Genomic DNA, 24,999 nt, shown 5'->3' with positions numbered 1-24,999 from the left:
GAGCGGGCAGGGGTTTACTCAGCCAATTTGTAAGCGATTACGTAATCGCCCATCTTGGTGCCCAGCGAGCCGTGACCACCGGCGGTCACCAGCACGTACTGCTTGCCGTCCTTGCCGGTGTAGGTCATCGGCGTAGCCTGGCCACCGGCCGGCAGGCGCGATTTCCACAGCTCCTTGCCGGTGTTGGTGTCGTAGGCTCGCAGGTACTGGTCCAGGGTGCCGCTGAGGAAGCCCAGGCCGCCGGCGGTGACGATCGAGCCGCCCATGCTTGGCACGCCAATCGGCAGGCCGATCGGGATCGGCGAGCTGTCACGGCTGGTGCCGTTCTTGTGCTTCCACACCACCTGGTTGGTGGTCAGGTCGATACCGGCCACGTAACCCCAGGCTGGCGCCTGGCAGGGTACGCCCAGCGGCGACATGAACGGGTGCATGATCACTGCGTACGGCGCGCCGGTGTTCGGCTGTACACCACTGGTTTCGCTCTCGCGCTTGCTGCCGGCGGCAACGTCGGCACGCGGCACCATTTTCGAGACGAAGGCCATGTAGTTGGGGCTGGTGAACAGCAGTTGGCGCACCGGGTCGACCGAGACGCTGCCCCAGTTGAACACGCCAACGTTACCCGGGTAGACCAGGCTGCCCTGCTCCGAGGGCGGGGTGTACTGGCCTTCGTAGCGCAGCTCGCGGAACTGGATGCGGCAGAGCATCTGGTCGAACGGGCTGGCGCCCCACATGGCTTGTTCGGTCAGGTCCGGGCCGAGCAGGTTGAGGTCCGAACGGGCCTGGGTCGGCGCGGTGTGGTCGCCTTCGACCGCACCTTGCGGCACCGGGATCTCGCGGATCGGCACGATCGGCGTGCCGTCGCGACGGTCGAGCACGTACAGGCTGCCCTGTTTGGTCGGGGCGATCAGCGCAGGTTTGACGCCGTCGGCGGTTTTCAGGTCGAGCAGGGTCGGCTGGCTGCCGACGTCCATGTCCCACAGGTCGTGGTGGGTGAACTGGTAGTTCCAGCGTACCTTGCCGTTGCCCAGGTCAAGGGCAACGATACCGGCGCTGTACTTCTCGGCGCCCGGGGTACGGTCAGCGCCCCACTGGTCTGGCGTCTGGTTGCCCAGCGGCAGGAAGACCATGCCCAGTTTCTCGTCGACACTGGCCAGCGACCACATGTTCGCCGAGTTGCGGCTGTAGGTTTTGCCCGCTGCCAGAGGTGCGGTGTCGTCCGGGTTGTTGCTGTCCCAGTTCCACACCAGGCGGCCGTCGTGGACGTCGTAGGCGCGAATCACCCCGGATGGCTCGTTGGTCGATTCGTTGTCGGTGACATGGCCGCCGATGATCACCAGTTCGCGGGTGATCGCCGCAGGCGAGGTGGAGTAGTAACCGCCGGCGGTGAACGGGCCGATGCCGGTGGTCAGGTCAATCACGCCCTGGTTGCCGAAACCTTCACAGACCTTGCCGGTATCGGCGTTCAGGGCGATCAGGCGGGCGTCGGCGGTTGGCAGGTAGAGGCGACGCGGGCAGGCGACGGCAACGGCCTGGCCGGCTGCGCTGATTTTCGGCGCGGGGCTGCCGTCGGCACTGACGTAGTTGTTCTCGTCGTAGTACGACACACCACGGCAGGTCATGTGGGCAAAGCCCTTGAAGCCTACCGGGCTTTTGATCTGCGGGTCGAAACGCCAGATTTCTGCGCCGGTGTCCGGGTCCAGGGCCAGCACCTTGCTGTGGGCGGTGCAGGCATACAGCTTGCCGTTGACCTTGAGCGGGGTGTTCTGGTTGGTCAGCTCCACCGGGTCGTTGTCGGTCGGCAGGTCGCCGGTGCGGATGCGCCAGGCTTCCTGCAGCTTGTGCACGTTCTGCGGGGTGATCTGGCGCAGCGGCGAGTAACGGTCGCCAAATTCGCTGCGGCCATAGGCCTGCCACTCGCCATCGGGCATCTGTGGCGCGGTGCTGCTCATCTGCGCGCTTTCGCGGCCCAGCTCGCCCTTGATTTCACCTGGGTTGGTGAACTGGCTGGCCACTGCAGTGGCGCCAGACAGCACCACTGCCAGGCTCAGCAGGCCGGTGTTGACCTTGGAAGGGTTGCCCAGCAATGGGCGACGGGCCCACGGCAGCAGCAACACCACGCCCAGGGCAAACCACAGGGCCAGGCGCGGCACCAATTGCCACCAGTCCAGGCCCACTTCCCACAATGCCCACAGGGTGCTGCCCAGCAGCACCAGGCCGTACAGGCCCAGGGCGTGCCGGCGCAGGGCCAGCAGGAGGATGCCGGACAGGGCAAAGCCGATGCCTGCGATCAGGTAATACAGCGAGCCGCCCAGCTGGCTCAGTTTGATACCGCCGGCCAGCAGGGCCAGGCCCATCAGCAACAGCAGCACACCGATCAGTCGCGGCAGCCAGCGGGTTCTACTCAAGGCACCATCAGTGCTCATCGTGTGTTCTCCGTTAGGTGAAAAGGGTGATTAGAAACTGCTCTGGATCTTGATCCCGCCGATCAGCGCGTCGTCGACCTGGCTCACGCCACCGGGGTGGCGGATGTACTGCAGGTTCGGGCGCACGGTCAGCCAGTCGGCCAGGTGAATGCCGTAGTACAGCTCGGCGCTGTATTCGGTGTCCTGGATCGGACGGAACAGGGGATCGTTGTAGTCGCTGACGCTGCGGGCCTGATTGATGGCCTGGGCATTCTTGCGATAGGCAGGGTTGACGTGCACGCGGGCCAGGGCGAAACCGATGTCGTCCTTGGCGCGGGCATCGAAGGGCCCCTTGTACACCACACCTGCCTGAACATAGTTGTCGATGGCATTGGTCTTCTTGTCGTGCAGCGTGGCGTTGGCGAACACGCTCAATCCCCGCGAATGGTCGGATGCCAGCGACGTCACCTGTTGCTGGGCGCCGAGCCAGAAGCCGTGCTTGCTCGAACGGCTGCGGTAAGCCTGGCCGCTCAGTGCTGCCGGTTGTTCGTTGCTGTCTTTGTAGACATCGCTTGCCTTGGCATTACTGTAGTAGTAACCGGCGCGATATTCCCCTTTCAGGCCGTTGAGGGCCGGCGTCCAGACCAGTTCGACCGGGATCACCGCGCCCTGGGTGCCGCTGCCGCTGAGCTTGAAGCCGTTGCCGCGATCAAGATTGGAAGGATTCTGCTCATAGGCGCCGATCTGCGCGTAGAGCTCCGGGGTCAGGTTGTACTTGACCCGCAGGGCCCACTGGCTGACCGGCCAGTTGTACCAGATGTTCCCGTCCCAGTTACCCACCTGGGAGCCGCAGAACGCCAGGTTCTGGAAGTCGCAAGGGAAGCTGTTGAAGTCCTCGCCCTGGCCGAAACGGCCGAATTTCACATCCAGCGCACCGTCGAAGTACTTCTGTTTGATCCACATCTGGGTCAACCGCCAGGTCTGGCCACGGCCCCAGATTTCCTGGGCCGAGGTGAAGCCGCCAACGCGCGGGTCATTGATGCGGTCGTTGCTGATGTTGTCGCCATGGCGCTGGGTAACGGTCAATTGAAACTCGGCGTCGTGCCAGCCGAGGATCTTTTGCAGGTCCAGATGGGTACCGAGGGCGAACTGGCCGCTGTAACGCGCAGTTTCGTCATCGTCATAGCCGCCGTGCAGGTTGGCACCCATTTCGCCGGTGTAACCCAGGGTGAAGTCGTAGCCGCGTTCAGCCAGCTCCGTGCGGGTGCCGCCCCAATCGCCAAGCATCCATGGCGAGTCGCTGGCGAACATCGCCGCAGCCTGGGCGCAAGGCGCGAGGCTGGCGATGGCCAGACCCGAAAGCAGTGTCCGGGTGGCGGGGGAAAAGCGGAAACGATCATTCTGAGGCATGAGATAGCGCTATCTTTTGATTATTGAACAAACGGCAAGGCCACCGAGCTCCGAGGATCATCGGCGATAAAGCTGCAGAAAAGTGAACTGAAGCGGTTCAGCTTGCGGCGGGGAGGATATAGCTGAATTTGTAAGAAAAAAAGTCAATTCAACGAGAGGCACCATTGCCGGATCGGTAATAGTCCGGCAACGGTGCCATTGGGTAGGAGCGGGCTTGCCCCGCGAAGAGACCTGTACAGCCAGCACATCAGGCGCGTGCTTGATAGCGGGGCAAGCCCGCTCCTACAAGGGTGGTGTTGGGTTAGAAGGTGGTACGCAGGCCGACTTCGACACTGCGCCCTGGCGCCGGGGCGATGTCGCGCAGGATCGAGCTTGCGTAGCGTACGGTCTGGTCGGTCAGGTTCTCGCCGCGGACGAAGGCCAGCCACTGGCTCTGGCCGATGTCGAAGCGATAGCCGACGCTGGCGCCAAGGGTGGTGTAGCCGTCGGTGCTGGTCTCGTTGGCCGGCTTTTTATGCTGGGCACTGGCGTGTTGCACATCCAACCGTGCCTGCCAGCGGTCCAGCTCCCAAAGTAAGCCGCTGTTCAGGCGCAGCGGGGCGATGCGCGGCAGGTCTTCGCCGCTGTCGAGGTTCTTGGCCCGGGTGTAGTCGCCAGACAGTTCCAGGGCGAAGCTGCCGTAGCGGTTCTGCGCCAGTTGCCAGCGGTCCTGGGCTTCGATGCCGTAGAAGCGCGCGCGAACCCCGTGGTAGAGGTACTCAGGCACATCGCCGCCGTGGTCATGGTCATGGTCATGATCGTGATCGCCGTGATCATGGTCGTGGTCATGACCTTCGCGCAGGTTGCCGCTGGCCAGCAGGCCGATGTAATTGCGGAAGTGGCTGTAGAACACACCGACGCTGCCCTTGTGCGTGCCATTGTCGAAGCGCAGGGCCAGGTCGCTGGAGATGGCTTTTTCCTTGTTCAGGTTCGGGTCGCCGACTTCGTAGGTGCCAGTGGCGACGTGGGCGCCATTGGCATACAGCTCATAGAAGGTCGGGGCGCGCTCGGTGTAGCCCAGGGTCGCAGCCAGGGACCAGACTGGCGTCAGCTCGTAGACTGCGCCGGACGACAGGCTGGCGGCGGTGAAGCTGCTCGAACGATCCGCTTCGGCAAAACGCTCGCTGCCCTTGCTGTCGGGTTCGACCCGGGTGTGCTCCAGACGTCCGCCGAGGCTCAGGTTCAGGCGTTCCGTTGCTTGCCACTGTTCGAGCATGAACAGCGCCAGGCTGTTGGTGTCGGTGTGCGGTACGAAGGCCTCTTCGCCGAGGGCGGAGAATTCGTTGCGGCTGACCTGGGCGCCAATCACCCCTTCGACCGGCCCCAGCGGTTGATGCCGGGCCTCGACCCGCGCCTCGTAGCCCTTGTTCTTGAAGGTGGTGTGCACCTCGCCACTCTCCAGTTCGCGGTGCTGGTAGTCGGTGTAGCCGAGGTCGACTTTCACCGAGCTGAACGGACCGTCCAGGTCGTGCAGTTCCGAAGCAAAGCCGTAATGATCCTGCTGCATGTCCAGGCGCACGCCGGGCTCGGCCACCGACCCGTAGTTGGAGTCATAGCGGCTGTAGGAAAGGCCGGCATAGCCGTGATCCCAATGGTAGGCACCGCCTACGGCGCCACCGTCCTGGCGGCCGTCGCTGTTTTCCAGGCGATGCTTGCTGCCTGGTTCGTCAGCGTCGCGCACGTTCGAGCTGCGCGCATAGCCGGGGATGCGCAGGTCATTGAACTGGCGGCTGTTGGCGTCCAGGTGCAGGGCGAAGCGGCCATCGCCGGCCTCCAGCTTGCCAGCGCTGCTGCGGGTGGTGTCGGCGCCACCGTAACGCAATTCGCCAGCCCCATGAATGCCATCGATGGGCGAGGTCGGAATACGGTTGTCGAAACTGTTGACCACCCCGCCGATGGCATTGCCGCCGTAGAGCAGGGCGGCCGGGCCGCGGACGATTTCGATGCGCTCGACGGTGGCCGGGTCCAATGGCACGGCGTGGTCATAGGACAGCGACGAGGCGTCCAGGGCACCGACGCCATTGCGCAGGATGCGAATGCGGTCGCCATCCAGGCCGCGGATCACCGGGCGGCTGGCACCGGGGCCAAACCAGGTAGAAGCGACACCGGGTTGGTTGTTCAAGGTCTGGCCGAGGCTGCCTTTTTGTTGCAGGGCCAGGTTGTCGCCATCGAGCACGGTGCTGGGCGCGGCCAGTTCGCTGTTACCCAGTGGGTTGGCGGTGATCACCTGGGGTTGCAGCTCGACAGCCTGGCTCAACGGCGAGGCGAGCCAGAGCGCGGCGGCGAGGGGGGAGAGGCGCAGGGGTAAGTGAGGCATGGAGGGCAGGGGTCCTTGGCAGTGTTATAGTATTGATACAATATAACATTACAGTCGAAGATAAAACGCTCACGTGCTGGCTAGAGCCTTTGCCCACACTAGAATGTCTTTAAGCAGCACCGCGAATGCGAAAAGTCTGAAGACTTGCAGGCGAGCCTCGGCTAAGGTGCGCACCTTTCGTTGGCTGGAGCACAGGCATGACCGCCGCTAATCAAAACCCGCTGCATGGCGTGACCCTGGAGCAGATCCTCACTGCGCTGGTAGAGAAGTACCAATGGGACGGCCTGGCTGAGCGCATTGATATCCGCTGCTTCAAGAGCGACCCGAGCATCAAGTCGAGCCTGACCTTCCTGCGCAAGACGCCCTGGGCCCGGGAGAAGGTCGAGCGCCTGTACCTGAAAATGCAACGCGGCCGCTGAGCCGGTGAGCCGCCAAACGCTACTGATCGCCCTGGCTGCGTGCCTGGGCTGGAGCGCGTTGGCGATTCAGATGTACCTGCTGTTGTGGGCCCGTTGGCAGGAGCAGGCCAGCCTGCTGGGCGGCCTGGTGACCTTGTTCAGTTTTTTCACGGTGCTCAGCAACACCCTGGTCGCGGTGGTGCTCAGCTATGCGGCAGTTGGCCGGGACTCGCCACTGCGGCGCTTCTTTCTGGCGCCCTGGGTCAGTTCCGGGGTGGCCGCCAGTATCATCCTCGTCGCTCTTGCCTACAGCCTGTTGTTGCGTCACCTGTGGCAGCCACAGGGCTGGCAATGGCTGGCGGACGAGTTGCTGCATGACGTCATGCCGCTGGTGTACGTGGTTTATTGGTGGTGCTGCGTGGAGAAGGGCAGCCTGCGCGCAAGGCATCTGCTGGCCTGGCTGCTGTACCCGCTGGGGTACTTTGCCTACGCGATGCTGCGGGGGCAGGTGATAGGTGTCTATCCCTATCCGTTCATCGATGTGGCCGAACTGGGTTATGTCCGGGTTGTGCTCAATGCGCTGGCGATACTGCTGGGGTTCATTGCCATCGGCCTGCTGTTGCTTGGCCTGGATTATTGGCAGGGCGGGCGCCTGGCCAAAGCCAGGACGCAACCCTGAGGTAGCCGGTCAATCGTCGTGTGAGTCGAGGTTCCAGTAGGAGACGGCCTTGATCATGTCTTCCTTGACGCCCTTGTCATCGATGAGCCGGCGCTTGGTCTTACGCATCAGCGATTTTTCCAGGGCAATCCAGGCGTACATCTGCCCTTCAGGCAGGCTCAGATCCTTCACCACTTCAAGCAGGTCCTGCTTCTGACGCAGCACCCAGATCACCTCGACCTGTGACGCGCTGGTCAACGGCTGTTGCTCCTGGGCGTCTTCGATTTCAATCACTGCCAGCACTTTGCGGCCAGCGGGCAGTTCTTCCAGGCGCCGGGCAATGGCCGGGATCGCGGTTTCATCGCCAATCAACAAATAGCTGTCGAAAATGTCCGGAACCACCATCGAAGCGCGTGGGCCGGCGATATTGAGCACCTGGCCGACCTGGGCCTGGGCCGCCCAGGTGGAGGCAGGGCCGTCACCGTGGAGCACGAAGTCGATGTCCATCTCGCCGCCGGCCAGGTCGATACGCCGCGGCGTGTACTCGCGCATGGTCGGACGCCCGCCGTCACGGCTGAAGTCGAGGTTGTCGAGCAAGGTCTGTTCTTCTGGCGTGCAGGCGAACATCAGTTTGACGTGATCGTCGCTGCCAACACTGGTAAAGCCCTGCAGTTCCGGCCCGCCGAGGGTGATGCGGCGCATGCGCGGGGTCAGCTCGGTGACCCGCAGCACGGTCAGGCGGCGGTGTTTGATCTCGTGGTTGACGCGGTGAATGGTGGCGTTTTCGCTAACAGTCATTCGGGTTTCTCCGGTGTGGTCGCAATGGGCCCTGCGACGATGGCTTTGGCGGTGTCGTTGAGCAGGGTTCGGACCCGCTCGATTTCCGCCGGGTTCCAGCGCCCGCTGTGCATTTGCAGGGCATGGCGCAAGTTATGTACGGCTTCGTGGATCTCGGCCGGACGGTCGTGGCCGCGCAGCGAGCGCTTGCTGACTTCGATGCGCATGCGCACGCCGTCCAGGGCAATGGCCTGCTCGGCCAGGGATTTTTCTCCGGACGCAGTGATGCCGTAGAGGCGTTTGCTGCCCTGGGTTTCACCGCTGATCAATTCGGCTTCTTCAAGAAAATTCAGGGTTGGATAGATCACGCCCGGGCTTGGGCTGTAACTGCCATCGAAGAGGCTTTCGATCTGACGGATCAGGTCGTAACCGTGGCAGGGTTGTTCGCCCAGCATCGATAGCAGCAGCAGTTTCAGGTCGCCAGGGGCGAACACCCGTGGGCCGCGATCGCCACGCTCACGGCTGTGGCGACGTTCGAAACCGTCATGCCGCTCGCCATGCTCGCGATGGGGTTGATGGTCGCGCATGAGGAATCTCCGGTTGCGTTAGATGTATCTTTAGATATTACTCAAGATATATCGTAAAGCAAGCGCGAGAATAGGAATATTTCTCATGAAGTGCGTAGGAATGGACGAATTTGTGTAGGAACCCTTAAGGATTTTCCTACAAACACCTCGGATTGCCTTGATCTACACACCTGGAAAACGCTCCTAAGATTTGCCACGTTTTTTCATCTGTGAGTATTTCACCGTGGCACGTTCAATTTTTTTCATCGGGCTGCTCTGGGGCCTGTCATTTTTTGCCCAGGCTACGCTCCCGGTTACCAAGACCGCTCGCGAGCACAGCGTGCGGCAAGAGCTGGAAGCCAACCTCGATCGTTTGGTCGAGCGTGCTCACCAATTGATCGGCGTGCCCTACCGTTGGGGCGGCATGTCGGTGACGGGGGGCTTCGACTGCAGTGGCCTGCTGGTTTATCTGTTCCGTAACGAGGCCGATATCAGGATTCCGCGCACCACGTCGGCGATGCTCAAGTCCGGTGCCCGCACCATCAAGCAGAGCCAACTCAAGCGCGGTGATGCGGTGTTCTTCAATCGCAATGGGCAGGGGCGGATCGGCCACGTCGGCCTGTACATCGGCGAAGGGCGTTTTATCCACGCCCCCCGGACCGGCAAGCACATCCGTATCGACTCGCTGAAGAACAGTTACTGGAGCAAAAGCTATACGACGGCCAAGCGCTTCCACTAGCGCTGCACCATCCTCGGCGGTTTGCACAGGGTGTGGCTGCCCGGCTCCAGGTAGGGCATGAGGATCGGCGCCATACCCTTGAGCACCTGCACCGGCAGTGCCGAGGTAAAGCGGAAGGACTCTGCCGCCCGACCGGGTACGAAGGCGGTAAGGGTGCCGAAGTGATTTTCGCCGAGGTAGAACACGAAGGTTGCGGTGCGGTTCAGCGAGCGTGAACCGATCAGGCGCCCACCGGCACCGAAGCTTTCGATGCGGTTGTCGCCGGTACCGGTTTTGCCGCCCATCACCAGTGGTGTGCCGTCAGCCAGTTTGAAGCTACCCGACACGCGTCGCGCGGTACCGGCGTCGACCACTTGCGAGAGGGCGCCGCGCAGGGCCCGGGCAACTTCCACCGAGAGCACCCGCTGGCCCAGGTCGGGGTCGCTGGTCAGACGGGTTTCATAGGGCGTTTCAGCGGCGAAGTGCAGGGTATCGATGCGCAGCACTGGCAGGCGCACGCCATCGTTCTGAATGATGCCGATCAACTCGGCCAGCGCTGCCGGGCGATCGCCGGAGCTGCCGATGGCTGTGGCCAGTGACGGCACCAGGTGGTCGAACGGATAGCCGACGCGCTTCCAGCGTTGATGGATATCGAGAAAGGCTTCGATCTCCACCAGGGTACGGATGCGGCTGTCGCGTGCACCTTTGTGGCGACTCTTGAACAGCCAGCCATAGACTTCCTGGCGTTCGAAATGGCTGGCTTGCGCCGCGTCCTGGAACGTCGCGCTGGGGTGCTGCAGCAGATAGCCGAGCAGCCACAGGTCCAGCGGGTGGACCTTGGCGATAAAGCCTTGGTCAGGCAAGTCGTAGGCGCCAGGTCGGTACGCTTCATACAGCTCTTGCAGGCGCTTCTCGGTAACGGTGTTTTGCTTGGTAGCGGGGGTTTTGTTCTCGACCCGGTCTTTTTTCAGGTGCGCCTGGACAAAGGCATTGAAGGTGGCCTGGTCGGCTTCGGGGAACAGATAGCGGTGTACCGCGGCCAGGCGGATCGGTGTGACCCGCAGGCTGTCGAGGAAGGTGTCCAGGCGCTGCTGGGAGGTCTTGCGCTGGTACTTCTTCCAGAACCTGCGCATGTAATCGGTGCCTTCCTTGTCGGCAAAGCGCGCCAGGTATTCCTGCCGGCGCGGTTCGGCGTCGTCCTTGAGCAGGCTGGCACTGTTGCCCGGCTGTTGGTAGGTGCTGTAGCGCACAAGATCACGCATCAGGCGGATGAACGGCAGGTTGATCGATTCGCGCAGGGCATCCTTGAGGGTCGGAATGCGGCCGTTGTCTTCCTTGCGAAAGTTGTTGAACACGTGCAGGCCACCGCCAGTGAAGAAGGCCTCGCCGGGGCTGGCCGAGTACTTGCGCTCAAGGGCGGCGTTAAGCATTGCGTTGAGGTCGCGGTCCTTGTTCTGGATCAGGTAGTCGATGGCCCAGCGGGTGATGAAGTCCAGTTCCGCTACCTGGACTTTCTTCAGTTCGGCGGCTGGAGTGCCGGCGTATTTGTCGTGCAGTTCGCCGATGATTTCCAGGTAGCTGGTCAGCACCCGCAGCTTGGCGGTCGAACCCAGCTCCAGCTTGCTGCCTTCGTTGATGTCGAATGGCTGGTCGGTGCTGTCGGTCTGCACCCGCACCCGCGAGCCGTCGGCGGTGCGTTCGAGCAGGGTAAAGCTGTAGCGCACCTGGGTGGTGCTGGTCGGGGTCAGCAGGCGTTCGCCGTACAAGCCCATTTTCTCGGCAAAGGCCGGGTCGGCGAGGTCTTTGAGGTACTGGCTGACCTGGCCCTGCAATTGCGATTGCAGGGTGCTGGTGGCTGACAGGTCGAGACGGTCGAGGTCGTACAGCGGCCGGCCGAGGGCGGAAGACAGGCGACTGCGGGCAACGCTGATGCCCTTGTTGGTAACGATCGGCTGGATGGTCGGTTGGGCTACCCAGTCGCGGTAGATGGCTTTGCTGGCCAGGGCGGCATCAGCCAGTGGCTTGTCGATGATGTTGCTGGCCGAGAGGATGCGGATGTGGCTGTCGGTCAGCAGCGCCAGCTCCTCACGGCCCTTGGACAAGAAGTGCGAGGGCCGGCGCTGGGCGATCATCAGCGACAGCACCTGACGCAGGGCCAGGCCGCGGGTGGCGAGGCTGGCGGGGTCATTGTCGGTGGATGACAGGGCCTGGTTGACCTGGGCAAAGTCGGCGCCGTACCAGACCCGCAAGCCTTCCGCCATGCCATGCACTTCACCGTGGCCGGGCACTGCCGACAGCGGCACGCTGTTGAGGTAGTCACGTACGATCCGCTGGCGTGCTTGCAGGGTCTGGGGGCCATCCTGATAGGCACGAACGCTGGCAGAAATCATCTGGCGGATCTTCTCGCTGCCCGAGACCGTCAGGCCGTCGGGCGAGTGCCGATACTTCTCCAGTTGGGTCGCCAGGGTACTGCCACCGGCCGACTGGCCGGGCAAGGCCAGGTATTTTGCCACTTGGGTGTAGGCCGCCTTGGCAAAGCGCGGCCAGTCTACTGCGGGGTTGTTCAGCGGGTCGTTGGCATCGAGCAGGTCACGGTTCTCGATGAACAGCAGGCTGTGGACGATGACCGGTGGAATCGAGGCGAAGTCGGGATACAGGTGCTGCGGGTAATGGAACTGGTACAGCGCATCGCCCTTGCAGTCGGTGATCGACAGGCCTGCCTGGATCTTCTCGGCATAGGGAACGAAGAAGCCGTGATCAACGTAGTTCACTAGTGCCGGAGAGAATCGGGTCTGTTCGTTGATCACATAATCGCGCTTGAGCAGCCGTGGCAGGAACTCACCCAGCGCGCTATAGCCAAGGCGCTTGTCGAACGGGCCGTCACCAGGGTAGCGGATGGTGTCGCTGGGGCCGGGCTGCATGGAGTAGCTCAGGGTCGCGGCGAACTGGCTGAACTCTCGAGATTGCAGGCGTGAGGTGTGCATTTCAGTGGTGGCGGCATACCCCAGGGCGATCAGGGCAAGTACCAGCACCAACCAGAACAGCCGCCACCAGAGATGGCGCTGGCGTGGGCTTTTCGGCGATGGCGAAGGTTCGAGGTTTTCAGGGGGAGCGTCCGTACTGTTTGGTTCCGATTGCCACAATGCGCCCATAGTCTTCAGCCCGGCTACGTTTTTCGTCTTGCTTGCCTGAAGCTTAGACGGTGGCCGGGTTTGGTGAAAAATTTGTAGTCAGTTGCCAGGTGATTCCTAAAAGCGTGTCAGAAATGCTCCTTTGGTGGAGCTTGAATTGCCCCGTTTTGGTGCTATGTTAGCCGCCCTGTTTCCTGCAGAGGCTCAAGCACGGGGAATGCCCCTCCGTAGAAGCGGTTTTTGCCGAGAGTTCTCGCCAAATATCGCGCTCTATACAGTGAAATGCCCTGCAGGGGCCTTTCTATACTGCTCGCCCCTTTCGCTCTGCCGGTTTTGCATACCCGGCAGACGGGCCCGCTCACAAGGCGGTGCCCGGCGAGGCAACGCATCCAGCCTATCGGCGATGCCAGGCCTGCACGAATGGTTATATCCAATAACAAAATGAGGTTGTATTTCTATGCCAGTCGGCAACCACCCTGCTCACGGTGAGACCGCCCAAGGCGGCCCACTCAAGCGAGAACTCGGCGAACGTCATATTCGCCTGATGGCGCTGGGCGCCTGTATCGGTGTCGGCCTGTTCCTGGGTTCGGCCAAGGCCATCGAAATGGCCGGGCCGGCGATCATGCTGTCCTACATCATTGGCGGTCTGGCGATCCTGGTGATCATGCGTGCCCTCGGCGAAATGGCCGTGCACAACCCCGTCGCCGGCTCCTTCAGCCGTTACGCCCAAGACTACCTTGGCCCGTTGGCGGGCTTTCTCACCGGCTGGAACTACTGGTTCCTGTGGCTGGTGACTTGTGTGGCGGAAATCACCGCGGTGGCCATCTACATGGGCATCTGGTTCCCGGAAGTGCCGCGCTGGATCTGGGCCCTGGCAGCCCTGGGCAGCATGGGCGCGATCAACCTGATCGCGGTCAAGGCCTTTGGTGAGTTCGAGTTCTGGTTTGCCCTGATCAAGATCGTCACCATCATTGCCATGGTCCTGGGCGGGGTGGGCATCATCGCCTTCGGTTTTGGTAACGATGGGGTGGCCATGGGCATCTCCAACCTCTGGAGCAACGGTGGTTTCATGCCCAATGGCGTGACCGGCGTGCTGATGTCGCTGCAGATGGTGATGTTCGCCTACCTGGGCGTGGAAATGATCGGCCTGACCGCCGGTGAAGCGCGCAACCCGCAAAAGACCATTCCGCAGGCCATCGGCTCGGTGTTCTGGCGCATTCTGCTGTTCTACGTCGGTGCCCTGTTCGTGATCCTGTCGATCTACCCGTGGAACGAAATCGGCAGCCAGGGCAGCCCGTTCGTGATGACCTTCGAGCGACTGGGTATCAAGACCGCTGCCGGCATCATCAACTTCGTGGTGATCACCGCCGCACTGTCGTCGTGCAACGGCGGCATCTTCAGTACCGGGCGCATGCTCTACAGCCTGGCGCAGAACGGTCAGGCGCCGGCCACCTTCGCCCGTACCTCGAGCAACGGCGTGCCGCGCAATGCCTTGCTGCTGTCGATTGCAGCCCTGCTGCTGGGCGTGCTGGCCAACTACCTGGTGCCGGAGAAAGTCTTTGTCTGGGTAACCGCGATCGCCACCTTCGGGGCGATCTGGACCTGGGTGATGATCCTCCTGGCTCAGCTGAAGTTCCGCGCCGGCCTGAGCAATGCCGAGCGTGATGCACTCAAATACCGCATGTGGCTGTGGCCGCTGAGTTCCTACCTGGCGCTGGCGTTCCTGATCCTGGTGGTCGGCCTGATGGCCTACTTCGAGGAGACCCGCGTGGCCCTGTACATTGGCCCGGCGTTCCTGGTGATGCTGACCGTGCTGTATTACGTGTTCAAGCTGTCGCCAAACACCGTGGAGCAGCGCGCCGCAAGCTCGGCGTCCTGATCCTCGCATGAAAAAAACCCGTATCCATGGATACGGGTTTTTTTTGCCTGCGGTTATCAGGTAGCAACCGCCCGCATCGGCTGGGTCAAACGTTTGTTGAAGTCCAGCCAGGCACCGAGCAGGGCCATGATCGTAACCCCCACCAGCGCGGTGAAGACCTGCACGGCAAAGGTGTCATCGGCCATGGCATTGACCATGTCCGCCAAGGGCGCCAACAACACCCCCAGGCAGAACACTTCAAGGGAGTAGCGGCCCATGCGGCAAGTTTGCTGCGCCAGCCAGTTGTGCGTCCAGCCAACGCCCGGCAGCAGTTTGGCGGTGACATAGGCCAAGGCCAGGAAATGCAGCAGGCGCACCGGCGACAGGTCGGTCTTGCTGATCGGGTACAGCAGGTTATTGAGGCTAGTCGGCATCCACGCATCGTGAATCTCTGGCCAGCGCCAGGACAGGGTAATGATGCCCGCAGCCAGTGAGTAGGCGGCTGCGGCGAGGAACAGAGGCTGTCGGCTTAGCGGCCGGGTTTGTGCTGGCCGTGCCTGCTGCCCGTACAACGCAGCGGCGCCGCCAAGCACGAACAGGAACTGCCAGGTGACCGGGTTGAAGTACCACACGCCATCGGAAAAATTCGCCAGGTTCCAACCAAGCTTAGGTGCCACCAGGTACACCGCCATCGACACCCCGACCACGGCCAGGGCATTGCGCATCAGCAGCGGCAGTACCAGCGCCAAGCCAGCCAGCAGCACGATATACAGCGGCAGCGGGTCCATCAGGTTGGGCTTGAAGCGCAGCAGCAGCTCGTCGGTCAGGGCCTGCTGGGGGTTGGTGATGAAATGGGTGAGGCCCATCTCCTGGACCAGGTCGCGGGTCTGCACATGGCTGTTGGCAAAGAACACGATGCCCATCAGCATCGCCAGCAGGAAGATGTGCACCACATACAGCACCCAGGTACGGCGCAAGATCTTCACGCAGGCGATCAGGTAGCCATCGCGTTGCAGGACCTTGCCATAGGCCAGGACTGCGGCGTAGCCGGCGAGAAATACGAACACTTCCGCAGCATCGCTAAAACCGATGTTACGCAGGGTGATCTGGCCCAGAGGGTTGTGGGGGACGTGATCCCAGAAGATGAAGATCAACGCCAGGCCTCGAAAGAAATCGATGCGCGGGTCGCGTCCGTTAAGCATGGCAGCGGGCTCTTGAACAGTTGATGTAGTAGTGACCTGCGGACGAGGGCAATCGCTCGCGCCGCGCGTCGGGCGGGGGGCAGGGTGGAGGTATTTGGCTGCAATTGCAAAAGTTGCTTATTACTGGATGTCTCGAGTCGGCCCGAGTTTGCAGACCGTTGGTCGCAAATGGGCCTTAGCTGTTAATTTTGTCAGTAGACGAACCGCCGGCGACATGGCTTGCTGGTGTAAAGCCGCAGCAGGCAGGGAGGCGGGACGTGGATATGGCCAATATATGGAAAGGATTCTCTACCTACAGCGTGATCGGCATTGCCAATACCCTGGTGCATTGGCAGCTTTTTTTCGTCTTGCGGGTAGCGTTCGATTTAAGTCAGGCCCTCAGTAATCTTCTGGCGTTTTGCGTGGCGGCCAGCCTTTCATTTTATGTAAATGCTCTGTACACCTTTGCCGTGGTGCCCTCGATCGGGCGCTACCTGTTGTTCATGCTATGTCTGGGCGCGATCAGCCTTGCGGTGGGCTGCTTGGGCGACTATTGGCGGCTGCACGGGATAATCACCGTCGTGAGCTTTTCCCTGATCAGCCTGACTTGCGGCTTTCTGCTGGCCAAATGGGTGGTGTTTCGCAGGGCCGCGCCATGAACGTCTCGCTGATCGTTCCAGTATTCAATGAAGAGCAGGCGGTGCGCCCGTTTTACCACGCGGTGCGGCGAGAGCCATCATTGCAGGGGCACTGCATTGAAATTGTCTTCATCAACGATGGCAGCAGTGACCGCACGGCGGAAGTCGCCCGGTCGATTGCGATGGCTGATCCGGATGTAGTGTTGATCAATTTTTCGCGTAATTTTGGCAAGGAACCGGCGCTGTTCGCTGGCCTGGAGTACGCCAGTGGTGATGCCGTGGTCCCCATCGATGTTGACCTGCAAGACCCGGTGGAGGTGATTGCGCAGTTGATCGATCAGTGGCAGCAGGGCGCCGATGTAGTCCTGGCCAAACGCCGTGATCGCTCCGCCGATGGTTACCTCAAGCGCCGCAGCGCTTCGTTGTTCTATCGCCTGCTCAATCGCATCGCTTACACCCATATCGAGGAAAACGTCGGCGATTTTCGCTTGATGGACCGCAAAGTGGTGGACGTGATCAAGACCCTGCCGGAGCAGCAGTTGTTTATGAAAGGTGTGCTGTCGTGGGCAGGCTTCAATGTCGCCATCGTCGCGTACGACCGCGCACCGAGGGCGGTGGGGCGCAGCAAGTTCAACGCCTGGCATCTGTGGAACTTGGCACTGGACGGCATTACCTCGTTCAGCACTTGGCCCTTGCGCCTGTGGAGTTACGTCGGCGCGTTCATCTCGTTGTTGGCTTTGCTGTATGCCGCTTACCTGGTTCTGGACAAGCTCCTGTTCGGCAATGATGTGCCCGGATATCCGTCCTTGATGACGGCAATTCTGTTCTTGGGCGGGGTACAACTGATCGGCATCGGCATACTGGGCGAGTACATCGGTCGTATCTACATGGAGGCCAAGCATCGCCCCCGGTATGTGGTGAAAGAGATTGTGAAGGCTACTGTCTCGGCTTATCGAAAGGAGGCCACGCATGCAGGGGAATGAGCGGGCATTAAGCCCGAAAGAAGTGATGGTGTTTTTTATCGTTCTGTCTCTTGTGTACGTGTATCCGATTGTTCGTGCTGATTATGCCTATGTGGATGACAACTGGCGGGCACTGCTCCAGTCCCAGGACGCCTGGCGCAATCAGGGCCGAATCTTGCTGGAGTGGTTGTACCGGCTGCTGACCTTCAGCGAAGTCGCGATCAATATCTTTCCGCTGCCCCTGCTCATCTGTATTGCTATCCTCGCCCAGGCCATGGTTCGCCTGACTTTCTGGTTGTTTCCCTGCCCCGGGATTACCAGCTGCCTGGTGATCCTGCCGGTTTTATGCAACCCGTTTTTCCTTGGCAATCTGACCTATCAATACGATGGGCCGGGGATGGTACTGGGGGTGGTTGCGGTTATCTGGGCCATCACCTGCCCAATTGCACAGCGCTATGTGCGTGGGCTGGTGTCGGCCCTGTTGATTGCTGCAACGCTGAGCCTCTACCAACTGACCATCAGCTTGTTTATCGGCTTGTGCGTTGTCGAGTATGTCCGTGGAGTAAAGGACAAGGTTCCAGCCCAGGCAGTGTTGCAGGTGCTCATGGAAAGGTGCGTGCAACTCGTGGGTGGTGGTCTTATCTACTTCTTGAGCGCGTACCAATGGGTTATCGATACCCGGGGCAACCCCCTGCCGTTTGCCCAGCAGTGGTGTGCGGTGGTGTGGCAGAAATTCTGCTTTTCGATGCAGATGCTGGGTGTGTTGGTGGCCTCTGCGGGCAATGTGCTCAGCATTACCGTGCTGCTGGGCGCAAGTGCCGGTTTTGTTTTACTCATGAGCAACATCCGCCAGATGCAGGGGCGTACTTCAGCCAAGCTTGGCGTTGCGCTGTTGTACCTGTTCAGCCTCGCGGTCTTGGTCTGGAGTGTGCCGGGCATGATGCTGTTCCTAACCGAACCCAACCTTGAAGCCAGGAACTTCATCGGTGTTTCGGCCATATTGCTGTTGCTGTTCTATTTCAATCACCAGTTACTCGGACAGATCTGGCCGGTTTTGCGCTGGCTGTTGCTCATGCCCACGCTGTTCATGTTTGCCTTCAGCTACGCCTATGGGCAAGTGATCATTGCCAAGAAAGAGCTCGAGTCGGCCATGGCGCTCTACATTGCCAACGACCTGGTATCACGAAGTGAGTTGCGCAGCGTGAGCAAGTATTACTACTTGCGGGCGCCCGGAGACGGTAACTGGTTGCCCAGAGGTCACGGCGCCCTGACCCATATGCCGCTACTCAGGTACATCCTCAGTGGCTCGAATTCGGTGTTGCATGCTCACTTTTTTCCGCGTCTGGGGATCAATAACGTCATCGTCGGTGAGGCTGCAGTCTTTGAGCAACTGGCGGCGGCAGGAGGCGTGAGCGAGCCGCTGGTGGACAACAGGTTCTATTCCATTTACGTCACCGGCGCGCAGGGCTTCATTGTCATGAAGCCCATACAGGACGATGAAAACTACAACCACAACTGGCCCCGCGTCCCTTAGGCCGCTGCCACCTCCTGTGGCTCGAAACTGTCCGCCCGCGCCATCTGCCACATCCGTGAATAGAACTCGCCATTGACCTCGCCGCTGAGCAGCTCACCCGGCTTGAGGAACACATGCATCTGCGAGAACAGCTTGATCTCGGTGGCAGAAATGCGCCGCACCAGGTGCTTGGCCTGCAGTTGCGAAGGGTGTTCGAGGCCGGCGGCGGCGAGCATTTCGGCCAGGGCCTTGAGGGTGTTGTGGTGGAAGTTGAGCACTCGCCGGGCTTTGTCGGGCACCACCAGGGCACGCTGGCGCAGCGGGTCCTGGGTGGCGACGCCGGTCGGGCATTTGTTGGTGTGGCAGCTCTGCGACTGGATACAGCCGATGGCGAACATGAAGCCGCGCGCCGAGTTGGCCCAGTCGGCGCCGATGGCCAGCACGCTGGCGATGTCGAAGGCGCTGACGATCTTGCCGCTGGCGCCGAGCTTGATCTTGTCGCGCAGGTTCAGGCCCACCAGGGTGTTGTGCACGAACAGCAGGCCTTCACGCAGCGGCACGCCGATATGGTCGGTGAACTCCACGGGCGCTGCACCCGTGCCACCTTCCTTGCCGTCGACGACGATGAAGTCGGGGAGGATGCCGGTCTCGAGCATGGCCTTGGCAATGCCCATGAATTCCCAGGGGTGGCCGAGGCAGAATTTGAAGCCCACCGGTTTACCGCCAGACAGCTCACGCAGTTGGGCGATGAACTGCATCATTTCGATCGGCGTGGAGAAGGCGCTGTGACGTGACGGCGAGATGCAGTCTTCGCCCATCATCACGCCGCGGGTCTCGGCAATTTCGCGGGTGACTTTGTGCTTGGGCAGGATGCCGCCGTGGCCGGGTTTGGCGCCTTGGCTCATCTTGATTTCGATCATGCGCACCTGTGGGGTGCGCGCCTGTTCGGCGAAACGCTCGGGGTCGAAGCGCCCGTCCGCGGTGCGGCAGCCGAAATAGCCGCTGCCCAGTTCCCAGGTCAGGTCGCCACCGTGCTCGCGGTGATAGGGGCTGATGCTGCCTTCACCGGTGTCATGGGCGAAGTTGCCCAGCTTGGCCCCCTCGTTGAGGGCGCGGATGGCATTGGCGCTGAGCGAACCGAAGCTCATGGCCGAGATGTTGAACACCGACGCCGAGTAGGGTTGGCTGCACTGCGGGCCGCCGACGATGACCCGAAAACCTGCCGGGTCACTCAGTGGCGCCGGGCGCATGGAATGGCCGATGAACTCGAAACCGGACTGGTACACGTCGATCAACGTACCGAAGGGTTTGTCCGAGGCTTCGTTCTTGGCCCGCGCATACACCAGTGAGCGCTGGGCCCGGGAAAATGGCAGGGCGTCGCTGTCGGCTTCGAGCAGGTACTGGCGAATCTCTGGGCGAATGCCTTCGACCAGGTAGCGGATGTTGCCAAGGATCGGGTAGTTGCGGCGTACCGCGTGGCGGCTCTGCAGCAGGTCGCCCAGGCCAATCAGGCTGAGCACTGCAGTCACCAGAGTGAACGGCCACAGCCATTCGTGGTGGAGGAAGGGCAGGCTGGCCAGGGTGAACAGCACACAGGCAGCGAAGAAGGCGTAGCGGCTGAGAAGTGACAGGCTCATACGGTTTCCTTGCGATGGCACGGTCAGGCTCAGGGCCTGGAAAACCCCGACCTTAGCCCGGTTGGGGTTTCCAGCGCCAGCCCGCAGCGCGCAAGGGCTGCAAGCTTCATGAAGGAATCGAAAATCATTTGTATTTGCGATAAACTGATATGTTATATAGTATCAATAAATCTTCACTCACTTTTCCAGGAGACTTGGCCATGAAACCCGGCATTCACCCCGACTACCGCCCCGTGCTGTTCCACGACACGGCTGCCGACGTGTACTTCCTGATCGGCTCGACCGTCGACACCGACCGCAATCACCGCCATAGCGACGGCAAAACCTACCCTTATGTGGCTCTGGATGTGTCCAGCGCTTCGCATCCGATCTACACCGGCCAGCAGCGCAAGACACAGGTCGAAGGCCGGGTGGCCGGCTTCAACAAGCGTTTTGCCGGTTTCGCTTCACCGCAGGTCAAGTGACCAGGGCCGCATCGCGGATCAGGCGGTCGCGCCACTCGCCCTGGCGTGTTGGTTCATCGTCAGGGTGGTACTGGACCTTGCCGGCAATCAGCGTCGCCACCGGCACACCGTCAAGATAAAGTAGGCGATTAGCGCTGACGGCGGGGACTTTGCTGCCCGGCAGCAGGCTGCCGACCAGGTTCAGCGGATCGCAGGCACTGATTGCTACCAGGCTGCCATCGAGCGGGCGTCGGCGCACTTCTCGCAGCAACGCCACGGCCTCGGGCAGGGCGAACTGTTCGCCGGCCAGGCCGCCGATAAAGCGCCCGCCACGGATTTCGCCGTGGGCCTCCAGGCGGTGGTAGCAACGCAGCAGTTCGCGCCAGCTGGGCAGCCAGTCGGCCTCACGTTCCAGCAAGCGCCAGCAGATTACGCCGTAGCGGCGCAGCAAGGTGCGGGCAAGGTGTTCAAGGTCTTCGTCACGCTTGGCGCCGGGCTTGCGCAGCAGGGCCCAGCGCCCGGCGTCCTGCATGCCGCCGAGCAATGGCCCGCGACCGCGCCGCTGGCGCTTGTTCGCGGGGGTGATCAGCGCGCGCAGGCCGGCAAAGCTGTCAGCGCTGATCAAGCCGGCGGCCACCAGTTCCTGTAGCGCGTTTTCCAGCTCGCTGGGCAGCAGGTGGGCGTCATGCAGCAGCTCGTCGAAGAACGAGGCGCCCTGATCGCTCAGCACACCATGCACGCGCTGGGCACGCAGGCTCAGCTCACCGGGTTCCAGTGCCGGGCCCAGAGCCTGCCACAGGCCCAGGCGCCCCCGTGGCAGCAGCACCAGCGGCGTGCTGCGCAAGGTGCTGCTCGCGGCACTCGGCGCCAGGCGCGCCCAGGCGTACTTGCCGGCGCGGCAGGCTTCGTCGAGCCAGCGCGGGCTGTAGTCCTTGAGCCGGGTGGGCAGCAGGTCGCTTTCCCAGGCGCTGGCCGCTGCCGGGTACCCTTCGAACTGATCGAGCACCGCGCTCAGTGCGGCCTGGCCTTGCAGGCGGGCGTTGGTTGACAGGTGCTGCCAGTCGAACAGAAAGCGCATGAAGTCCTGCAGGCTGACAGGTTCGATTTCCCGACGCAGGCGTTTGATGGTGTAGCGATGAATGCGTGCCAGCAGGTGCCGCTCGCACCATTGCAGCACCTGTTGACCCGGTTGGAAGTAGCCGCGCATGACATAGCCTTCGCCCTCCAGGCGGGCCAGGGCCTGTTCGATGGCGCTGGTTGGCAGTAACAACGGCGCGGCGATCTGCTCGCAGGTCAGCGGGCCGAAGCCGCTCAGACGTGCGCGCAGCAGCTCGACCAGCGCGGCATCGGCGTCCATGGCTTGATCGAAACCGGGCAGGGCGGCAAGCTCGGGTGTGAGGGGCGCTTGCGGGTATAAGGCACGCAGCAGCACCCGGCGTTCGCGGGCCAACCACAGCGCCTGGTCGCCGGCCAGTTGCAGTCGACAGGCGCGGCCCTGCATGGCCAGCGTCGCCAACCAATCCTGCCAGCCTTCATTGACCTGGGCTTCGGCCTGGCTGATACAGGCCAGGCTCATCAAGGCTTCGTGCATTTCATCGCTGCGGGTCGGTGTCGGCCAGGCTTCGGCCTGTACTGCGGCGATGGCTTGCGGGTCCAGCGCGCCAAGGTCGTCGTCGCTCTGCGCCTCGTTCCAGCGGCGATTGAGCACGGCCTGGGTACGCCGTTCTTCCAGCGGTGCATCATCGAGGAAGGTGTAGGGGCGCGCGTTGAGAATGGCCGAGGCCAGCGGCGAGGGCGCCGGCAGGTCACGGGCAACCAGGGTGATTTGACCTTGCTCGATCCGCCGCAGCAGCGCCAGCCAGCCTTCGCTGTCCATGGCTTCGTGCAGGCAGTCGTCGAGGGTTTGCTCGACCAGTGGATGATCGGGAATCTGCCGCTCGCCAGCGAGGTTTTCCAGGCAGGCGATCTGGTCGGGGAACACGGCGGCAATCAGGTCTTGGCTTTTCATCCGCTGGATCTGCGGCGCCACTTTGCGCCCGCCGACGAAGCGCGGCAGTGCCAGGGCGGTGCCGGCGTTCCAGCGCCAGCGTACGCCAAACAGCGGCGCATCGAGCAACGCCTGGATCAGCACTGCCTCGGCGCTGTTGCTGGTCAGGTAACGCCAGACTTCGTCGAGCGCAAAACTGTGGCTGGTCGACAGTGACAGGACAATGGCGTCTTCGCTGGCCGCAGCCTGCAATTCGAAGTTGAAAGTGCGGCAAAAGCGTTTGCGCAGGGCCAGGCCCCAGGCGCGGTTGATACGGCTGCCGAACGGCGAATGGATGATCAGTTGGGTACCGCCGGACTCGTCAAAAAAACGCTCCATCACCAGCGTTTGTTGCGAGGGCAGGGCGCCGAGCACCTGACGGGTGTGGGCGAGATACTCAAGCAACTGTTCGGCGCTGTCCTGGCCCAGGCCCAATTCTGCCGTGAGCCAGTCGAGCAGCGCGTGTTGCTGGCCATCGCTTGCGCTCAAGCGCCGGTCGATTTCACCTTGCAGGCGCGCCACGCCCGCAGACAGTTCGTCACTGCGCCCCGGCGCCTCGCCGAGCCAGAACGGGATGCTCGGTGGCTGGCCCTTGGCATCCTCGACCCGTACCCGGCCGCTTTCCACTCGCAGGATGCGGTAGGAGGCGTTGCCCAGCTGGAAAATATCGCCAGCGATGCTCTCAACCGCGAAGTCTTCGTTGACGCTGCCAATGTTCAGGCTTTGCGGTTCGAGGATTACCGCGTAGTCGGCATTATCGGGAATGGTGCCGCCACTGGTCAACGCCGTCAGCTGGGCGCCACGGCGCCCGCGCAAGGTAGCGTTGACCGCGTCGCGGTGCAGATAGGCGCTGCGGATGCCCTGGCGGCCATTGAAACCTTCGCCGAGCATGCGCAGCAGCGCCTGGTAGTGGCCCTGCTCCAGCCCGGCATAGGGCATGGCCCGGCGCAAGCAGTCGAACAACGCCTGCTCATGCCACTCCTGGTTGCTGACTTCGGCGACTATCTGCTGGGCCAGGACATCCAGCGGGGCCACCGGCACGTGCACGCGATCCAGCTCGCCGCGGCGCACGCAATCGAGCAACGCTGCGCATTCGATCAGATCATCGCGCGACAGCGGGAACAGCCGGCCTTTTGGCGTGCCCTCGACCTGATGTCCGGAGCGCCCGACCCTTTGCAAAAAAGCGGCAATCGAACCGGGCGAGCCAATCTGGCAGACCAGCTCGACTTCACCGATATCGATGCCCAGCTCCAGCGAGGCGGTGGCCACCAGTACCTGCAACTCACCGCGCTTGAGCCGTTGCTCGGCGTCCAGGCGGTATTCCTTGGCCATGCTGCCGTGGTGCGCAGCCACGGCGTCATGACCCAGGCGCTCGCTCAAATGGCGGGTCAGGCGCTCGGCCAGGCGCCGGGTGTTGACGAACACCAGGGTGGTGCGGTGCTCGCGGGCCAGGGCTGCCAGGCGGTCATAGACCAGGCCCCAGACATCCGTGGCCATCACTGGCCCAAGCGGCACCGGCGGCACTTCCAGGCCCAGGTCACGGGTCCGGGCATGGCCGATATCGACGATCGCGCACGCGCGTCCCTGACCCACCAGAAACTGCGCCACTCGTTCGACTGGGCGCTGGGTGGCCGACAGGCCAATTCGCCGCAGTGGCCGCCCGCACAGTGCCTCCAGGCGCTCCAGGCTCAGGGCCAGGTGACTGCCGCGCTTGTTGCCAGCCAGTGCGTGGATTTCATCGACGATCACCGTGTGCACGCAGGTCAGGCCCTGGCGGCCTGACGCCGAGCCGAGCAACACATACAGCGATTCGGGGGTGGTGACCAGAATGTGCGGCGCCTGCCGGCGCATCGCCGTGCGTTCTTTGTGCGGGGTGTCGCCGCTGCGTACCGCTGTGCGGATGTGCAGCGGTTCCAAGCCTTGCTCGGCCAGCAGCGCATTGATCCCGGCCAGCGGTGTCTGCAGGTTGATCTGGATATCATTGGACAGCGCCTTGAGTGGCGAGACGTAGACCACCTGGGTCTGCTCCGGCAGTTGCCCGGCCGCCACCCCCTGTGTGAACAGTTCATCGAGGATTGCCAGGAAAGCGGTCAGGGTTTTGCCTGAGCCGGTGGGGGCGGCAACCAGCAAGGACTGGCCACGGCGAATCAACGGCCAGGTCTGGGCCTGGGCGGCAGTGACCGTCGGGAACTGGCGCTGGAACCAGGCACGGACTGCGGGGTGGAAGGCGTCCGGTTCCGGGTGCTCGAGGGCGGGGAGGTTCATGGGCTGTTTATGCGGCCAATGTTGCGGGCTTGCAATAGGCGTTCGTCAGACCGCTCCTGC

At 62.3% G+C, this 24,999-nt stretch carries 17 protein-coding genes; 8 read left to right on the top strand and 9 right to left on the bottom strand.

Annotated features, from left to right (window positions below; translation table 11 throughout):
• Positions 1–14 precede the first annotated feature (14 nt).
• The 3 genes from EXN22_RS21765 to EXN22_RS21755 all read right to left on the bottom strand — a co-directional run bounded on the left by EXN22_RS21765 (position 15) and on the right by EXN22_RS21755 (position 6,168).
• Positions 15–2,423, bottom strand: coding sequence for a glucose/quinate/shikimate family membrane-bound PQQ-dependent dehydrogenase (locus EXN22_RS21765; RefSeq protein ID WP_130265998.1), 2,409 nt, complete (start codon positions 2,421–2,423; stop codon positions 15–17).
• A 30-nt stretch (positions 2,424–2,453) separates the two neighbouring features.
• On the bottom strand, positions 2,454–3,812 hold the full coding sequence (locus EXN22_RS21760; protein WP_130265997.1) for a carbohydrate porin: 1,359 nt from the start codon (positions 3,810–3,812) through the stop codon (positions 2,454–2,456).
• A 301-nt stretch (positions 3,813–4,113) separates the two neighbouring features.
• A complete protein-coding gene (locus EXN22_RS21755) occupies positions 4,114–6,168 on the bottom strand; it encodes a TonB-dependent receptor (protein ID WP_130265996.1) in 2,055 nt (684 codons plus the stop codon).
• Between the two features lie 197 nt (positions 6,169–6,365).
• On the opposite strand from EXN22_RS21755, the gene EXN22_RS21750 reads away from it, so the two are divergent.
• Both EXN22_RS21750 and EXN22_RS21745 read left to right on the top strand, forming a co-directional pair.
• Entirely contained in the window at positions 6,366–6,587 is a 222-nt protein-coding gene (locus EXN22_RS21750) for a VF530 family protein (protein ID WP_130265995.1), read from the top strand.
• A 4-nt stretch (positions 6,588–6,591) separates the two neighbouring features.
• Positions 6,592–7,245, top strand: a complete 654-nt coding sequence (locus tag EXN22_RS21745) for a Pr6Pr family membrane protein (protein ID WP_130265994.1) — start codon at positions 6,592–6,594, stop codon at positions 7,243–7,245.
• A gap of 9 nt (positions 7,246–7,254) precedes the next feature.
• On the opposite strand, the gene EXN22_RS21740 is transcribed toward EXN22_RS21745, so the two are convergent.
• The gene (locus tag EXN22_RS21740; protein ID WP_130265993.1) at positions 7,255–8,022 is read right to left on the bottom strand and encodes a siderophore-interacting protein; all 768 of its coding nucleotides are present in this window, start codon (positions 8,020–8,022) and stop codon (positions 7,255–7,257) included.
• Positions 8,019–8,588: a PadR family transcriptional regulator gene (locus EXN22_RS21735; RefSeq protein WP_130265992.1), complete on the bottom strand. Its 570-nt coding sequence runs from the start codon at positions 8,586–8,588 to the stop codon at positions 8,019–8,021. Before EXN22_RS21735 ends, EXN22_RS21740 begins: the two co-directional genes overlap by 4 nt.
• A 319-nt stretch (positions 8,589–8,907) precedes the next feature.
• Here EXN22_RS21735 and EXN22_RS21730 point away from each other — a divergent pair, with 319 nt between their 5' ends.
• Positions 8,908–9,306, top strand: a complete 399-nt coding sequence (locus tag EXN22_RS21730; RefSeq protein WP_407691981.1) for a C40 family peptidase — start codon at positions 8,908–8,910, stop codon at positions 9,304–9,306.
• Here EXN22_RS21730 and EXN22_RS21725 read toward each other — a convergent pair.
• Entirely contained in the window at positions 9,303–12,437 is a 3,135-nt protein-coding gene (locus EXN22_RS21725) for a transglycosylase domain-containing protein (protein ID WP_130265990.1), read from the bottom strand. The genes EXN22_RS21730 and EXN22_RS21725 overlap by 4 nt on opposite strands.
• Positions 12,438–12,873: 436 nt before the next feature.
• Here EXN22_RS21725 and EXN22_RS21720 point away from each other — a divergent pair, with 436 nt between their 5' ends.
• Positions 12,874–14,295: an amino acid permease gene (locus EXN22_RS21720; protein WP_130265989.1), complete on the top strand. Its 1,422-nt coding sequence runs from the start codon at positions 12,874–12,876 to the stop codon at positions 14,293–14,295.
• 56 nt (positions 14,296–14,351) lie between these two features.
• Here EXN22_RS21720 and EXN22_RS21715 read toward each other — a convergent pair whose 3' ends face one another.
• Complete coding sequence (locus EXN22_RS21715) at positions 14,352–15,476, bottom strand: OpgC domain-containing protein (RefSeq protein ID WP_130265988.1); 1,125 nt, start codon at positions 15,474–15,476, stop codon at positions 14,352–14,354.
• Positions 15,477–15,739: 263 nt separating this feature from the next.
• On the opposite strand from EXN22_RS21715, the gene EXN22_RS21710 reads away from it, so the two are divergent.
• From EXN22_RS21710 to EXN22_RS21700, 3 genes are read left to right on the top strand one after another with little or no spacing between them, the layout of a single operon-like run.
• Complete coding sequence (locus EXN22_RS21710) at positions 15,740–16,114, top strand: GtrA family protein (protein ID WP_130266879.1); 375 nt, start codon at positions 15,740–15,742, stop codon at positions 16,112–16,114.
• Positions 16,111–17,076 (top strand): glycosyltransferase family 2 protein, encoded by a 966-nt coding sequence (locus EXN22_RS21705; protein WP_130265987.1) that lies wholly within the window; start codon positions 16,111–16,113, stop codon positions 17,074–17,076. Before EXN22_RS21710 ends, EXN22_RS21705 begins: the two co-directional genes overlap by 4 nt.
• Positions 17,063–18,589 carry a glucosyltransferase domain-containing protein gene (locus EXN22_RS21700; RefSeq protein ID WP_130265986.1) on the top strand — a complete coding sequence of 509 codons (1,527 nt, stop codon included), beginning with the start codon at positions 17,063–17,065 and terminating at the stop codon, positions 18,587–18,589. Before EXN22_RS21705 ends, EXN22_RS21700 begins: the two co-directional genes overlap by 14 nt.
• Here EXN22_RS21700 and EXN22_RS21695 read toward each other — a convergent pair.
• Positions 18,586–20,205, bottom strand: coding sequence for an FMN-binding glutamate synthase family protein (locus EXN22_RS21695; protein WP_130265985.1), 1,620 nt, complete (start codon positions 20,203–20,205; stop codon positions 18,586–18,588). The two genes, EXN22_RS21700 and EXN22_RS21695, sit on opposite strands and share 4 nt — an antisense overlap.
• A gap of 200 nt (positions 20,206–20,405) precedes the next feature.
• Between EXN22_RS21695 and EXN22_RS21690 the strand changes: the two genes are divergently transcribed.
• Complete coding sequence (locus EXN22_RS21690) at positions 20,406–20,669, top strand: type B 50S ribosomal protein L31 (RefSeq protein ID WP_130265984.1); 264 nt, start codon at positions 20,406–20,408, stop codon at positions 20,667–20,669.
• Here the strand turns inward: EXN22_RS21690 and EXN22_RS21685 are convergent.
• Positions 20,662–24,939, bottom strand: a complete 4,278-nt coding sequence (locus tag EXN22_RS21685) for a DEAD/DEAH box helicase (protein ID WP_130265983.1) — start codon at positions 24,937–24,939, stop codon at positions 20,662–20,664. The two genes, EXN22_RS21690 and EXN22_RS21685, sit on opposite strands and share 8 nt — an antisense overlap.
• Positions 24,940–24,999 lie beyond the last annotated feature (60 nt).

The organism is Pseudomonas tructae (assembly GCF_004214895.1).
GTDB lineage: Bacteria > Pseudomonadota > Gammaproteobacteria > Pseudomonadales > Pseudomonadaceae > Aquipseudomonas > Aquipseudomonas tructae.
This window is presented reverse-complemented; position numbering and strand designations above follow the sequence as displayed.